Below are 14,867 nucleotides of genomic sequence, written 5' to 3'. Positions count from 1 at the left end.
TACTGCAAAAAAGATAAGGGCGCTATTATCTCCCACAATGCCAGTGCCGTGTAATGCCTATTTCGCCGGAGGTTGAAACGTCCATGCCACAAAACGGCTCTGCTTTTGCCCCTGCGCCATCTCCACCGTTTTCACCGTCACCGCCTGCACCTTGTTTAATTGACGATAGACCAACGGCAAATTAGCCGCCTTGGAGACTAGCGTGGTAAACCACACACACTGTTTGGCAAACAATTTACTTTCACTAATCATGGCGCTTAAAAACGCTGCTTCGCCACCAGCACACACCAGCTCATTCGATTGTCCGCCAAAATTAAGCGCCTGTGGCGGTTGCTTGCCCAAGCCGCGCCATTTACGCTGCGTGCCCGCCTGCGCCTCTGCGGCCGAGGCATGAAAAGGTGGATTACACACCGTGAGCATAAACTGCTCGCCAGGCAAAATCACCCCTTTAAAAATAGAGGTCGGCTGAGCCTGTTGACGCACACTAATCTGCTGCTGCAAACCATTCGCCTCAATCATCTGCTGTGCATTACGCAGGGCTTTTAGATCAATATCCACGCCCACACACTGCCAGCCATACGCATGCGCCGCAATCAGCGGATACACCAGATTGGCACCGGTGCCAATATCCAGCATGCGCACTGGTTGAGTATTGCCAGTGCTCGTCGCCAACAAATCTGCCAGATAATGCACATAATCTGCCCGGCCAGGGATGGGTGGACATAAGTAATTCTTTGGAATATCCCACTCCGCCACGCCGTAATACTGCTTAAGTAACGCCTGGTTCAACGCCTTCACCGCTTGCGGATTAGCAAAATCTATCGACGCATCGCCATAGGCATTGGGGCGCACAAAGGCGGATAACGCCGGCTGCGCTTGCACCAGCACAACAAAGTCATAGCCAGCGCGATGCAGGTTACGCGGATGCAAGGTAGAAGAAGAGTGATCAGGTTTCATGACAGATTCAATAACAACAACGCTGACTAGGGTAGCAGACCAAGCACTGTTTAAAAAAAACAAGGCTAGATCAAACCGCCGGATTCTCTAACTCGAGCAAGGTTTTGAGGTCTTCTCGCCCTTGCTCCATCACGCTGGATAACGCTTTGCGGTCATGCCTGATCTTGCGTGTTGCTTCCAGTTGTTCAATATCGTGCTTTTCAAATTGCTTGATGATTTTTGCGGCGGCGCTGGCGGTTTCGCCAATGGCCATCAATGCTTGCCTGGCGGCCTCTAATGACGAATAAAAAGTCTCCCTCACCGGGTTTAGCTCTAAATCACGCAACTCAAAAGCGTCTGACCGGCTTCTGGCTCTAACCACAATATTGACATGCGGCCAGCGTTGTTTGACTAACTTAGCCATCTCTACTGTGGCTGCCGCATCATTAACAGCAATCACAAACAATTTGGCTTCAGCAATGCCGGCTTCTTCTAGCACGTCCAGTCGCGACGCATCGCCGTAATAGCATCGCCAGCCAAATTGGCGCGTTAAATCGACCTGATTTGGGTCGTTATCAATCAAGGTAACGGCAATGCCTTTGGCCATTAATACGCGGCCTACAATTTGCCCAAAACGCCCAAACCCGGCGATGATGACTGCGTTATTTTCAGTGATGGCGTCTTTGGGCGGCTCACCACACTGCATCGTCAAAAAGCGGTCATACAGCAATAGCAACACCGGCGTGATCAACATAGAAACAGCGACAATCGCATTGAGGATATTGTAGGTGTCGCGTGAAATAGAGTCTTGCGTTAAGGCCACGCCAAAAATCACAAACGCAAACTCACCGACTTGTGAAATGGCAACGCCGAATAATAATTTGTCACGCAGCGGATAATGAAACAGTGCACCTAAACCAACCAGCACCAACAGCTTCACAGCAACAATAAGCAACGCAAAGCCAAAAATCAAGCCAGGCTGGTTCGCCACTAAAGACAAATCGACCGTCATACCGACCGAAATAAAAAACAGGCCCAGCAACAAGCCCTTCACCGGCTCAATGTCTAACCGTAACTCGTAGCGATACTCTGAGTCAGCCAGCAACACCCCGGCCAAAAAGGTCCCCAGCGCCATCGACAAGCCTACAGACGCCATTGCTAACGACACGCCGATCACCAGCAATAATGAAAACGCGACAAACACCTCACGTATGCCGGTTTGCGCCACGATGCGCATAATGGGCCGCAAGATGGTTTTGCTCGCCAGAACAATGGCCAAAATCACTGCAATCGACTGCGTTACCGCCCACAAATCGAACCCCGATGCGGTTTTGTGCGGCGCAATAAATGCCAGCACCATAAACAACGGAATCACTGATAAGTCTTGAAACAGCAAGGTCGCAAAAGCCGCCTGCCCACCTTGCGTGCGCAACTGTTTTTTTTCAATTAATGCTGTCAAGCCAATCGCTGTGGAAGACATCGCCACCCCCATGCCAATAATCAGCGCTTCGGGCCACGAAAAATGTAATAAATGCGCCACCACAGTCACCAGCGCAATCGTCAGCGTCACCTGCATGCCACCCAGCCCAAACAGCAGCTTGCGCAACTCCCACACCTTTTGTGACTCAAGCTCTAAGCCGATGAGAAACAACATCAACACCACGCCAAACTCAGCAAAATGCAACATATGCTCCGGGTCTGCAATGAGCTTTAATGCATAAGGGCCGATCAAAATACCGGCAATCAAATAGCCAAGCACCGAGCCCAGGCCGAGTCGTTTAAACAGCGGCACTAACAGAATGGCAGATGAGAGATAGATTGCGGCTTGAACAAGAAAACTAGAGGAATCCATGGTGTGCCTTTGTGTGGCTACTGAAAGGAAAAGATTGCGTTGCAAAAGAGATATTATAAATCTGCTGTATCAAACTGCTTTTTTAAAAGCTATAAATCCACAACAAATAACGCTACATTCTAACGCATAAATCAACCATGTTTTTAGCGCCAGAGACGTCACTGAGAGGCCTATCATTAAGGTCTTGTCAGTATTTAAGTGCCAGCTAAAGCCCAGCTTACCCGAATTAAAGACATCAGCATTCACCAATGCTTAACCGTCAATGCCATAAGAATATCAATAAAAAGGCCGACAATTTAGTCGGCCCTTTACTACCCCATCAGAATCGCCTAATTATTGACGACTACGTCTGACAACAAATGCGGTCAACAGCAAACCAGCTAACAACATGCCGTAACTTTCTGGCTCAGGCACAGGCGCAGCAACAGCAGGCCCGACTGATAAATTATCTAAAGCAGGATAAGGTTGCCCGGTAATCTTCAGTGTGTTGAACGCTGTCGTAGAAACTGCACCAAAGAAAGCATAAGCAGTATTACCAGTCAGCGTGAAAGAGTCGCCATTGCCCAGTGTCACTGTGAAAGGCTGTACATCACCGTAGAGCTGGCCAAAATTAAAACCAATCGCATTTGTATAAGAGGCGAAAGTAATCGTCAGCGTGCTTGCGGAGCCTGCATTTTGCCATTCCAGATAATTTGATTTGTGATAAGCAGCATCGTAATTCAGGTTTTTATTAACACCAAAGATCTGACCATACGTCTCCAGTGTGTAGGTAATTCCACCTAAAGTGGTGCTTGTTCCATAATCAACATAATTCAAACCACCGCCAGTAAAGTCGTAGCCGTTATAGGTTTCAGTGGTGATCAGGCCAGAGACATCATCAGACCAGCTTGAGAAGTCCGAATACTCAACCGTCGCAGCCAATACAGAGTTGGCAAATAACGATAGCAAGCCTGCCATAAAGATTGATTTAATGCTCATATAAGCCTCATTAGTATTAAAGGAAAGAATTTTTTATAGAATACGTAGATTATCAGTGGCATCCCCCCCATCAATAGCCATTACGGGCTACGGCGGATGACTGAAGACGAACCAAAATGCGTCAATGATAGACTCGGCAATAGGCAGGCGACCGCCAATAAAAAAGTCACGCTAAAATATTAGCGTGACTTTTTCCCAGCCTAATAAAACGCTTAAGCTGTGTTTTTGCGACGTGCAACCAAGCCCATCAAGCCAAAACCAGCCAGCATCAACGCATAAGTATCAGCTTCTGGCACGGTGGCGACGTTTGAAGTCAAGAATTCAACACGCAAGCCAGTTGGGTTGCCAAAATCCTGTGCCTGATTAGTGACAACAAATGACAAAGTGTTTACACCTGCCACAAAGTTACCCGCAGTGGCTGAAAATGTGCTCCATGATGAAAAGCCACTTGAAGTGCCAATCTGATTGCCATTCAGGTAAACGATGGCAGAGTTATCCGCAGCAAATTGCGCATTAAAGCTGGCTGAGGCTGCGTCATAACCGGTCAGATCAAATGTGGTCGTCCAAGTGTAGAGACCATCAACGGAAGGGTCCAATGTCTCACCCTGGCTTGCAGTCGGTGTTAACCATGAAGAAGTGGCCGTGTTAGCCAGCCAGTTACCTGCAAGTGGAAATGAACCATTTGCAGTCACATAACCATTTGAACCCACAGTAGTAGTCGTGCTTGATAATGCGTAGTTAGTATCTTGTGCGCCTGCTGAAAAGCTAGCGCCAGTATTGTATAAGCCAACAATATCAACCGCGTATGCGTTGACTGAGGCCAAACCCATTGCTGCAACTAAAACTAAATTTTTCATCGCTACCCCCTGTTTATTAATTAACATTTACCAACGTCTTATAAATCATAAATACTACATACGATAATCATTCTAGTATCAAACTATTATCGTGTCGTTAGCCTGTTTGGGTCAATCGCTTAAGATGAAAATGATGCGCCATTCACCCGCATCACAGCGATTGCAAAAAAGGCCAATGTTGAGCAACACCAGCCTGTGAGTATGACATCACTATTTAGTAGGTACTTATTGGCGTTGACGAGACTGACGTCTTGCCGCACCGGCCATCAGACCCAAACCAACCAATACCAGTGCATAGCTTTCAGGTTCTGGCACTGTCGCTACGCCAGTCAGACCGTTGAAGGTACCATCCAGTGTCGTGAGATAAGTCGCGGTGCCCGTCGCCAGATTAATCGAAAACAACTGTGAATCCAGAGTGCCATCATCCAGGTTAAACAAGGCATAGGCATTGCCGTTACCTAAAACATCAAAGCCACCGGCAGACAGCGCATTGACACCCAGTGAGCCAACCAACTGAATGCCACCTGCACCAGCAGGGTTGTTAAACCCGGATGCCAAAAAATGTAGCAAGTCGCTGTTGGTATTCACGTAATACAATCCGGTGCTGGCTGGCGCCATACCAGGCATTGAATTGATATAGGAAACTGCCGTGTAACCACTGCCAATATTTGCACCGGCGGCATTTCCCACCACGCCTGTATTCGCGTTTACCGCATAGTTGTTGCCTGTGCCTGTAATGACACGTAGCGAAGCATTACCGGCAAAATCAGCCACTGGATTAAAATCAATCCCAATCGACTGCCCCGCCACAGAAGTCCCGCTAAGGGTGCTCTTGAATGTGGCTGCACCAGTCGTCGTGTCTAGGGTATACAGCCTATTCTGGCTGGTCAGACCATAGACCAAACCATCCGTCGGCCTGAGATCAACGCCAAGTAAGCGCTCGCCAGCAGATAAGCCTGAAATATTGATATAAGAAACCGCACCCAGATTCAATGAATCGATCACAGCAATCTTGCTACTGTTGAATCCATACAACGTATCTGCATTGACCTGGGCAGCCCCTGCCAGCAAACTGGCACCTAATACCGTGCTATAAAAAAAACCAATCTTCATGTTAAACCTCTCTTCAAAATGACTATTTAGTTATTAAAATCACATCAAAAAATTGTGATTTAGACGCGCGTTAACCGTCCGCGATGACCAGCCTCACAATCAACGTTCCCTGTCGTCCACCACAAACAATCCGTTTTATTACCAGCCTTCAACGGTTTATCTCTATATTGCATTGATCAAAAAAATACTTAGATCAACATTAATTACCGCCTTAACTAATGGCCTTAATGACGCATACATTGGCCTAATTTTGCGGCTGCTACTGAGAGCAATAAACTTCTCTCATTACATATACGTAACGGATTTGAAATTGGATGCACTAAACATACGATTGCTTATGCGCTGTGCAAAAAACCTGAAATTGCCCGATGATGGGAGGTGCTATTTTTTGAATACTTGCAGAAGAATGAGCGCCAAAAGAATGGCTTAACACCTAGGGATTATTGATAAATAGAAGAAGGATGAAAATAAATAAGCGGATCAACAACAGCGTCTAGTTGTACATGCCGTGCCATATCAAAGAAGTTGAATATTCGCTCAGCAAGCCATGGGGATTCTTGGTCACCATCGCCATAAAAACCCGCATGCCCGCCCTCCTCCTGATAATCAAGATGGACAGTGCCTGATACCTCCGTCTTTGAGGGTAAACTTTCAAAAGGAACAAATGGATCATTTTTTGCGTTTAAAATGACTGTCTCGGTTTGTATCGCCGACAACCATGGTTTAGAAGCGTTGATGTCATAGTATTCGTCGGCATTCTTTGCGCCGAACAACACCGAGGTCACCGCGTCATCCATCTCCTGCACAGTGCTGGCTACCTGAATACGTTTTGCATCTAAGTAATCAGGAAACCGCTCAGCCATTTGCAACGCTTTTGGTTTCATCGAGGCGACGAAGTGCTTGCTATATAGCAAATAGTTGAGGCCTTTATCAAGACTGTGCGCCGTCTCTTTCAAAGCAATGGGGGCTGAGATGGCAGCCGCCGCTTTGACTAATCGCCGCGCATCATTCGGATATTGCCCCAGCCACTTCAAAAGTGCGTTGCCACCCAATGACACGCCTGCCGCATAAATCACATTGTCGGGGAGTTTTTGATGAATGATTGAAATAAACGTATTGATCTCATCAGCATCCCCGGCATAGTACACACGCGGCAGTCGATTCGGTTCGCCTGAGCAGCCCCGAAAATGCACCACCACGCCCAGCCATCCACGTTGCCTTGCAGAGGCCATCATCACCCGGGCATAATGACTTTGAGAGTTCCCCTCTAAGCCGTGGAACAGCACTAACACAGGTTTATTTTGCGTGTTATCCAAACGTTCGGGCGATTCGGTCCAATCTACATCGACAAAATCTCCATCGGCTAACTCCCAACGCTCTCTAACATACGCTTGCTTTGCTACTTGCGGAAAAAGAGAAGGAATGATCGTTTGCATATGCCCGCCAACTTGCCAAACCGGCGCTTTAAAATCGTTCACTGCAAAACATGTTGATGCAGACAAAAGTGTGGATGCTGTCATGATCAAAACAAAATAAATAACTTTCATTTTTATAGGCTGATGACGAATCAATAAGTCTTGATCAACAGCGTACAACCGCTTTCGGTACGGATTTCTTTATGAAACGTTCCCGCACCGGCAAAGTGATAATCACCGTTTTTACAATGAATGCCATCGAGCCAGACCTCGCCATCAATCACAAAAGTTTCTTCATTTTTTTGATGGTCGTGATACGGAATAATGGTGTTTTGTTCGAGCTTAAGCAGAAATGATTTAGCTTGGTCATCACTTTTCAAGATTTTCACCTGAATCCCGTGGTTCATTGATTTCCAGTGACCTTGCTCTGAAAATACAAAAAACTGTGCGTCCCGGCTTTGTGCAACGCGTTGCATTAATTTAGTCTTGATATGATTTTTTGCATCGGGAGCAGGCTCCAGCGCTGGCGTTGCCTCAAACAGCTCGATAAATAAATCAAAATCTAAAGACTCAGGTTTGTTGGTTGTCATCTCTTTATTCAAAACTGTTCACCTTTGAGCTTCTCTCTTAATAATTTTTGCGCTCTATTAATCGTTGATTTCACAGAGCCAAGCGGCATATTCATGACATGAGATATTTCTTGATGCGTTAATCCATAATAAAAAACGTGGTGCAATAGTTGCCGCTGCAAGGGTTTAATTTCTGATAATGCTTTAACCACGGCGAGCGACGCCTGCTTGCCCTGTAACATATCGTCTACAGATAGGTCTGCAGACTCTATCGCCCAATCATCATTAACCACCATCTCAGGGATTGCATTCCGTTTCCTCACCGCGTCAATCGCACGGGAGCGGCAAATGACTAAGATCCAGCGAGACAAAGGACACTTATTGAAATCGTAGCGATAAATTTCCTGCCATATCTGGTAATACGTATCTTCGACCACCTCTTCAGAAGTACTTGAGTCTTTTGTAATCTTTAAAGCCAAACTATAGACCTTACTAAAAGTAGCTTCATACAACTCGTTAAAAGCATCCTCATCCTTGTCTATTATTCGAGCCACCAAATCCTCGATGTCATCTCTCACAATTCATTCCAGGTTTTCTTTTAAAATTGATATTGTCATTTGCATTGCGCTTAACGCTATATACGGTAAATGTAATGAATTAGATGCAGATTTCACAAAATATAAATAAGATTACATCTTGGTGAGTAGTCCAACGAAAACGCATCATTACTTAATAAACAGGCGCGCGCGCCACTCATTACCTGTTCTCTTTTGTCTACCGATAGAGCACTCACATCGCCACAAGCGATGATCAGTTTACCCCACCTCAAAACAAAAAGACCCAAGGCCTGATGAACTGACCTCCATGCGCCGAACACATTAGCAGGGGGTATGAATCAGGCACACTCAGTCAATGTTCGGAATTGACCACAAAAAAACGGCCCACATTGCTGCGAGCCGTTCTTTTATAGGTTGATAGTGTGTGTGGCGATAAACCCCACGACAAACAGATTATGCATTTAGGCCTATCTGCCATTAAACACCACCCATCAATGCCCTTGTCCATTCTGAAGAATATTGGTGTTAAAACCAAACACCTTACCCGCCCAGATAAACACTACCCACACCAGCACGCCAAAAGGCAAATAGCCTGCAAAGCCCAGTAGTGGCATTTCAGCATGAATATGAATCACATTCACATAAGGAATATCGTATACCCAGTAATTCGGGTTGGTTACAGGTAATGCAGGATGCGCACTGCCGTAGTTCCAAACCTCCCAGAAAAATCCGTTAAATAATGAGCTGAGCGCCATCAAAAGTACCGGACTCCAATTGCCGTTGGCAACATCGGTAAATGGTGTCCAGATCCCACGCATCATCAAGATACCAGCGATGCCTATCAGCGGCGCGATCCACATTGCCCAGAACAAAGGGTAAGGCCAGAACGGCACGGCGGCAAACAACACAAAACTTAAATACAACATCGGCTTTGCCGGCAGCGCCAGCTTGGGGCCTTGTGCATATCGCCCGGCAATTTTAGGAAAAGCATTCAGCAAGGTATACCACTCAAAAATGGCAGGCCAAACGGTGCTGTAGGCAAAAATAAAGATCCACACAATCGTGGTATGGCTTAAACCAGGGATCTCGGTATTAGGGTAGTACCAGTTACCTAGCGCAAAATAATCAAAATACTCAAAGAAATACCAGCCGCCAATCGACACAACCGCACTGATCAGAAATGTTTTGGGGCGGCTGGCAAACAGTGAGTAGCCATTAGAATAACGGAATGTCAGGCCATCAAGCACAAAGATAAACCCCCACCACATAGGCGTAAAAGCGTAATACACCAAATCACCAAACGGTGTCGTGCGCGTCCACATCAACCACCAAAAAAACAGTGTGACAACCGCCCCTGCCCAAAACCACCAAGGCAAGGCACGCAGTGCCGGCCGCGGAGATGGCGCGGGCGGCTTAAAGCCAAACCATTGCGGGAATATTAAAAAAACAGCAAATGCTGCTTCGAGCAGGGCAACCCCAATAAAAACAATCAGATTAAACCCTGGCGGGTCTGCCACAAACTGTGGCGGGAAAACACCAAAGCCTGGAGGCAGATGCGTGGATGGATAAGCAAACCAGGACGCTATTAACGGAATCAATAACATCGCCACAATGGTCATCACCAACACAGAACGTGTTGTCGTTTTAAACATAGATTACCCCTTATTGAGTTATAAACACTTATTACCCAATGATGAGCCCTTAACTTCACCGCCTATCTCTTTAGCAGAAGGACATAAGAGCTCTTGCTTGCGCTTTTGTGACATGTGCTATATCTCAGCGCCCCCAAACAAAAAACTCAATGTGACTGATTATTATTGGTCATTTTTGACATACAAAAGTCAATAAATTGTCTTACTCGGATGGGTATCTTGGTGCGCTCGGAGTAATACATGTATATGCCCAGTCTTGGCACCCGCCCCTCTGGAATAATTTTTATCAGCTCACCACTTTCTAATTCATCTTTAATCAGATATTCGCTAAGCTGCCCAATACCCATCGCTCGTTTAACCGCGTCAATCTCGGCTTCTATATTGTTGAATCTAGCGACTGAAGGCACATGGATGTAGCTGACTTCGCCATTCACATTGATTTCCCACGGAAGCTCTTTGCCGGTTTGGGGATGCAAGAAGCCAGTACATCGATGTGTTTGAAGGTCATTTAAGTCGAGAGGCAATCCATGCTTTTCAATATATTTGGGTGATGCACAGATCACAGAAACAATGTCACCCAGTTTGCGAGAAATCACATTTTTGTCTGGTGACTTGCCTGCCCTAAAACCAATATCAATTCTAAGCGTGACGATGTCTACAAACTCATCACTCAGCATTAGATCAAAGTGCACGTCTGGATTTATTGACTGAAACTCGTCTATTAAGGGCAATAAAATTCGATTGCCTAACGCTAATGGGGCAGCTAACCTGATGACGCCCGCCATGCCCTGTTTACTTTGTTCGAGCCCAACGATTGCATCCGTTAAAAGCTGCATTCCTTGATTAGCACTTTGAAATAGTTGCTCGCCGTCCTCCGTCAAACTCAAGTGCCTTGTCGTTCGATGAAGCAGCTTCAAACCAAGATGCATCTCAAGTTGTTTGACTGCCTTACTGACGGCTTGAGGAGACACTCCCTGGTCAATAGCAGCCTTTCTAAAACTCATGGCATTAGCCACAGCAAGAAACATCGTTAAAGGTCTGATCATCTGCATATAGGCAACTTTAAGTTGATAATAAATCAATTATATTGAATATTTTATTACTTTTGAATACTCATTATGATGGCCTCCATGTTCTGCATATCGCGGTTCATTTAATTAAAGGAGATTGTCATGAGCACCAAGTCGAAAGTATGGTTTATCACCGGCGCATCAAGAGGTTTTGGCGCCTTAATCGCAAAAGATGCATTGGAACGTGGCGATAAAGTCGTTGCAACCGCACGCAATCCAACAACAGTGATTGAGGCATTGGGCAATCATCCCAACCTGCTTGCCTTGAAACTTGATGTGACAGATGAGGCGGCATCCATTCAGGCTGCTAAAGATGCGATTACCCAATTCTCACAAATTGACATCCTTGTGAATAATTCCGGTTATGGCTTACTGGGGGCCGTTGAAGAGTCTGGCGACAAAGAAGTCAAAGACCTCTTCAATACCAATGTATTCGGCTTACTAAATGTTATTCGTGCGGTAGTGCCTTATATGCGTAAACAGAACAGCGGCCACATCATTAACATTTCCTCAATCGGTGGTTATGCCTCTTATCCAGGATGGGGAGCCTATTGCGCAACCAAATTTGCTGTAGAAGCTTTGACTGAATCACTGGCATATGAACTGCAACCTTTCGGAATCAAAGCCACAACAGTTGAACCTGGCTTTTTCCGTACAGACTTTCTCGACAGTACTTCGCTGGTTTCCACCGAGAAATCTTTCCCGGAATACGCTGCGACAGTGGGAGCGATGCGAGAGTTTGCTGCGTCAGCCAATCATGCGCAACCTGGAGACCCTACTAAGCTATCCAAAGCAATCTTGGCGTTGGTCGATAGTGAAGAGCCACCTCTGAGATTGCCATTAGGCTCAGACACCGTACATAAGATCACGGAAAAAAATCAATTCGTACAGAAAGAATTAGATGCCTGGAAAGACCTGGCAGTTTCTACTGATTATGTTTGATGATAAACCCCTAGCACTCCTTGCTGGGGATACTCTTGCCGATTCAAGTAAACAAAGACATAACAAGAGATAACTATGAAAACAGGCAGCAGTATTTTGAAATGCTAAAAAGAAAAACGGCTCACATTTCTGCGAGCCGTCTTTTATATTTTGGTAGGGTGTGTGGGGATCGAACCCACGACAAACGGATTAAAAAAAGCACTAAAAAAAATATTTATTTATCAATCACTTGGAAAAAATCCCCAAGGTGTTTCCTAGTGTTTTTCAATCCAAATTCAGCCTGCTTTAAAGCAATTAGTTACATTTTAGAGACAGTGTTTTAAATGCCAAGATCTTTACGATTTTCTCTAATCCATGTTTCTAGGTGATTGAGCAAATAGTCAGCCTGCTTAATGCATTCAGTGACAGCCTCATCGCTTATAGGGTCACCCTCGTAATCACTTACGTTCCTTTGCTTACGCAAGGCATCTAAAATAATCACTACCGATTTTTCAACGCCTAGCGTCGTTGATAGTGATTGAATCGCCGTTTGATGATGTCCAGGTTGGCTTGTAGAGGTGCGATAACCATTCAACCATAATCCCAGCATAGCACTCTGCATAATCGCTTTATAAGCTGCATCAAAACGGGTTTCACCACTCACAACTTCAACCTGTGAGTCTTCAATATTGCGCTTGATTGCATCTAACAAACGAAGCAGCGCATCGTTAGTCGGATGATGTAATTAAAGCAGCTTGATTTTCAGTAAGTTGTCTAAGCTCATATTCGGTGCCGATTATAAATAACTTCGGCTTATTTAAAACTGCTTGTATAAACGAGTCATTTTTTTCAACACGACTTTTAAAACTAGCCATCGAGTACACGACCGGGTTAATTTCACGCTTTAAAATAGCTTGGCTATCGTGCAGCAAAGTGACCACATCACCAAAACCAATATCGCCAATCACCATCACATCAATATCACTATTCGCCTGCTGCTCACCACGCGCGACAGAGCCAAACACAATTGCAAACTGAATCTGATTTTTAACACTGGATAAAGCCCCCGCAATCACATCAACCAAACCCGAAGTTTTGCGAAAAATACTCGCAAGCTCTTCAAAAATTGGGCACTGTACATTTGCGCTATAGTGCTGCTGATTACCCACCCTTTTACCCTGCAGAATCCCAGCATCCGATAACTTGCTCAGCTCTTTATGCAAGGTTCCCGCACTCGTATGAGTCAGCCTGGCCAGCTCACGCACGTGATAACTTTGCTCGGGATGCAATAAAAGCAACCCCAAGATACGCTTTCTATACTCACTAAACAATACATCAGACAACATAAATGTTTTCTTTTAAGCTACGAATGTAGCAAACAATGCTACATTTTAAACAAAAAATCAAGTGTTCTCTGTATGTATGAAGATGGTCTAATGCACCTTTTTTTGCCATTATTACGGCTTAAAGGTGTCTAGTACATTAGTGGCGATTCAAGCTTCTCCGCATGGACATATCCAATTCCACACCAAGCCAACATAAAGGCCAACGATCTAAGTCGGGATTACCCGACATCGGCCAGCCACTGTTTGCAAGCCTAAGGCTCAAGATACGTGAATATGGGTATGATATGAGGCTACAGTGTATGCATTTCGGAGCGAGCGGGAATATGGTAGTCGCAAAGCTAAAAACTGAGATAGCATCTTTAGGAACAGAGTTCAGGGGCTATGATTTACAGTAGTGGACGCAGCAAATTAACTAACTCTAAATTAAGAAACTCATTGAAGGAGAATTAATAATCATGGGTGAGGCACGGAGAAGAGGGGCATTTGATATTCGCAAAAAAAGTGCTATCAAAAGAAATAAAGAGAAATTACTAAGTCAGCTGAGCGAAAGAAATGAGCGGCCACCCATGTGGTTCGGTCCCGTTCTAATAACCACGGATGAAAATGGTTATCCTGACATTGCTGCCAGTGTTTCTAACTCGTCCATGAAGCAGGAGGCCTATCGTGATAAAGCTCACATGGAGACTGATCATATTACTCACTTTAAAAACCTATTAAACATTCAATTACCAGAACATGACTTTCGAATTCTAGGCGCAGAAAAGAATGATCCTCCAGATTTCTGGATTGAGAGAAACGGTGAGACTATAGGTTTAGAACTAACCATGTTCATGTTTCAAGACTTGCGGCAAGAGGTGAAATTTTTTGATGAAATTCAAAATAAAATCCTCGATAGATATATAAGTGGTGAAATAGCTGATATCCAGGGCATTGAGATTGAATTGTGGTTTGGAAAAAATGGTGCTAATCGTCCTCGTAAAATCGAGCCGGATGAACTAGAGCAGTTAATCACTCAATTGAATAATTTAGCATCCCGACCTTTTGGTCAGCCCGGGCCCTTATTTGATGATCCAGCTCATGGTTTAAAAGCTACTCCATTTCCTTACCCAAGTGAAGAGGAAGGCTCTGTAGGGGATGGTTTTATAAGCTGGAGAGTAATTAATGTTGGCTATACCCCCACTAAAACCAATCTAGGAAGAATTGCTGGATTTGAGATTTCCCATACATTGAAATCTTATCGAAAGACCGATTTTTTCAATCGCCTACAAGCAACCATTAATGCCAAAGATAAAGAGAAAAATAAAGGGCACGAACTATTGATTTCGGTTGGAATGAAGGATATGGATGGCTGGATCACTTCAGTAGAGTCAGTGTGCTTAGCAATAATTCTTGATGAGTGGCTGACAATCCAGAAAGAACCTAAATTTCTGAGTAAAATTTATCTAGACTGCTGGAGAACAGCAACACTAAAAGTACTTTATGACAGACACTAGCTTGGAAACCGGAATAGGATATTGCAACTAAAAACTACTTTATGTGAAAAGCTGGAATTCTGAAACGCTGTTCAGTATAGAGAAAAGAAAAACGGCTCACATTTCTGC

Annotated in this window: 14 protein-coding genes; 2 read left to right on the top strand and 12 right to left on the bottom strand. The window is 45.0% G+C overall.

Annotated elements, in window-relative coordinates:
• Positions 1–57: 57 nt before the first annotated feature.
• The 10 genes from rlmF to METH5_RS0108760 form a co-directional block, all read right to left on the bottom strand.
• A complete protein-coding gene (gene rlmF / locus METH5_RS0108805) occupies positions 58–957 on the bottom strand; it encodes a 23S rRNA (adenine(1618)-N(6))-methyltransferase RlmF (protein ID WP_029148158.1) in 900 nt (299 codons plus the stop codon).
• 70 nt (positions 958–1,027) lie between these two features.
• Positions 1,028–2,788, bottom strand: a complete 1,761-nt coding sequence (locus METH5_RS0108800) for a monovalent cation:proton antiporter-2 (CPA2) family protein (RefSeq protein WP_029148157.1) — start codon at positions 2,786–2,788, stop codon at positions 1,028–1,030.
• 333 nt (positions 2,789–3,121) lie between these two features.
• Positions 3,122–3,766, bottom strand: coding sequence for a PEP-CTERM sorting domain-containing protein (locus METH5_RS0108795; RefSeq protein WP_157381507.1), 645 nt, complete (start codon positions 3,764–3,766; stop codon positions 3,122–3,124).
• Positions 3,767–3,978: 212 nt separating this feature from the next.
• On the bottom strand, positions 3,979–4,623 hold the full coding sequence (locus METH5_RS0108790; RefSeq protein ID WP_036307749.1) for a PEP-CTERM sorting domain-containing protein: 645 nt from the start codon (positions 4,621–4,623) through the stop codon (positions 3,979–3,981).
• A 225-nt stretch (positions 4,624–4,848) separates the two neighbouring features.
• Positions 4,849–5,736 (bottom strand): DUF4394 domain-containing protein, encoded by an 888-nt coding sequence (locus METH5_RS0108785; RefSeq protein ID WP_029148154.1) that lies wholly within the window; start codon positions 5,734–5,736, stop codon positions 4,849–4,851.
• A gap of 440 nt (positions 5,737–6,176) precedes the next feature.
• On the bottom strand, positions 6,177–7,283 hold the full coding sequence (locus METH5_RS14875; RefSeq protein ID WP_088177787.1) for a YheT family hydrolase: 1,107 nt from the start codon (positions 7,281–7,283) through the stop codon (positions 6,177–6,179).
• Positions 7,284–7,303: 20 nt separating this feature from the next.
• A complete protein-coding gene (locus METH5_RS15220; RefSeq protein WP_157381506.1) occupies positions 7,304–7,753 on the bottom strand; it encodes a cupin domain-containing protein in 450 nt (149 codons plus the stop codon).
• On the bottom strand, positions 7,750–8,298 hold the full coding sequence (locus METH5_RS0108770; protein WP_029148153.1) for an RNA polymerase sigma factor: 549 nt from the start codon (positions 8,296–8,298) through the stop codon (positions 7,750–7,752). Before METH5_RS0108770 ends, METH5_RS15220 begins: the two co-directional genes overlap by 4 nt.
• 470 nt (positions 8,299–8,768) lie before the next feature.
• Positions 8,769–9,929, bottom strand: a complete 1,161-nt coding sequence (locus METH5_RS0108765; RefSeq protein ID WP_029148152.1) for a hypothetical protein — start codon at positions 9,927–9,929, stop codon at positions 8,769–8,771.
• 146 nt (positions 9,930–10,075) lie between these two features.
• On the bottom strand, positions 10,076–10,981 hold the full coding sequence (locus tag METH5_RS0108760; protein ID WP_232410993.1) for a LysR family transcriptional regulator: 906 nt from the start codon (positions 10,979–10,981) through the stop codon (positions 10,076–10,078).
• 120 nt (positions 10,982–11,101) lie between these two features.
• Here METH5_RS0108760 and METH5_RS0108755 point away from each other — a divergent pair, with 120 nt between their 5' ends.
• On the top strand, positions 11,102–11,941 hold the full coding sequence (locus tag METH5_RS0108755; protein ID WP_029148150.1) for an oxidoreductase: 840 nt from the start codon (positions 11,102–11,104) through the stop codon (positions 11,939–11,941).
• Positions 11,942–12,260: 319 nt separating this feature from the next.
• On the opposite strand, the gene METH5_RS0108750 is transcribed toward METH5_RS0108755, so the two are convergent.
• Together METH5_RS0108750 and METH5_RS0108745 are read right to left on the bottom strand one after the other, a co-directional pair.
• On the bottom strand, positions 12,261–12,632 hold the full coding sequence (locus METH5_RS0108750) for a hypothetical protein (RefSeq protein ID WP_029148149.1): 372 nt from the start codon (positions 12,630–12,632) through the stop codon (positions 12,261–12,263).
• Positions 12,633–12,648: 16 nt separating this feature from the next.
• Complete coding sequence (locus tag METH5_RS0108745) at positions 12,649–13,266, bottom strand: nucleotidyltransferase domain-containing protein (RefSeq protein WP_029148148.1); 618 nt, start codon at positions 13,264–13,266, stop codon at positions 12,649–12,651.
• Between the two features lie 455 nt (positions 13,267–13,721).
• On the opposite strand from METH5_RS0108745, the gene METH5_RS0108735 reads away from it, so the two are divergent.
• The gene (locus METH5_RS0108735) at positions 13,722–14,759 is read left to right on the top strand and encodes a hypothetical protein (protein WP_029148146.1); all 1,038 of its coding nucleotides are present in this window, start codon (positions 13,722–13,724) and stop codon (positions 14,757–14,759) included.
• Positions 14,760–14,867: the final 108 nt, after the last annotated feature.

The organism is Methylophilus sp. 5 (assembly GCF_000515275.1).
GTDB lineage: Bacteria > Pseudomonadota > Gammaproteobacteria > Burkholderiales > Methylophilaceae > Methylophilus.
The sequence above is the reverse complement of the archived record's forward strand: the minus strand, read 5'-3'. Positions and strand labels throughout refer to the sequence as shown.

Coding starts and splice junctions, on each gene's coding strand:
- METH5_RS0108760 (WP_232410993.1), bottom strand. CDS start 10,981: ATGCAGATGATCAGACCTTTAACGATGTTTCTTGCTGTGGCTAATGCC.
- METH5_RS0108800 (WP_029148157.1), bottom strand. CDS start 2,788: ATGGATTCCTCTAGTTTTCTTGTTCAAGCCGCAATCTATCTCTCATCT.
- METH5_RS0108745 (WP_029148148.1), bottom strand. CDS start 13,266: ATGTTGTCTGATGTATTGTTTAGTGAGTATAGAAAGCGTATCTTGGGG.
- METH5_RS0108765 (WP_029148152.1), bottom strand. CDS start 9,929: ATGTTTAAAACGACAACACGTTCTGTGTTGGTGATGACCATTGTGGCG.
- rlmF (WP_029148158.1), bottom strand. CDS start 957: ATGAAACCTGATCACTCTTCTTCTACCTTGCATCCGCGTAACCTGCAT.
- METH5_RS0108785 (WP_029148154.1), bottom strand. CDS start 5,736: ATGAAGATTGGTTTTTTTTATAGCACGGTATTAGGTGCCAGTTTGCTG.
- METH5_RS0108795 (WP_157381507.1), bottom strand. CDS start 3,766: ATGAGCATTAAATCAATCTTTATGGCAGGCTTGCTATCGTTATTTGCC.
- METH5_RS14875 (WP_088177787.1), bottom strand. CDS start 7,283: ATGAAAGTTATTTATTTTGTTTTGATCATGACAGCATCCACACTTTTG.
- METH5_RS0108790 (WP_036307749.1), bottom strand. CDS start 4,623: ATGAAAAATTTAGTTTTAGTTGCAGCAATGGGTTTGGCCTCAGTCAAC.
- METH5_RS0108735 (WP_029148146.1), top strand. CDS start 13,722: ATGGGTGAGGCACGGAGAAGAGGGGCATTTGATATTCGCAAAAAAAGT.
- METH5_RS0108755 (WP_029148150.1), top strand. CDS start 11,102: ATGAGCACCAAGTCGAAAGTATGGTTTATCACCGGCGCATCAAGAGGT.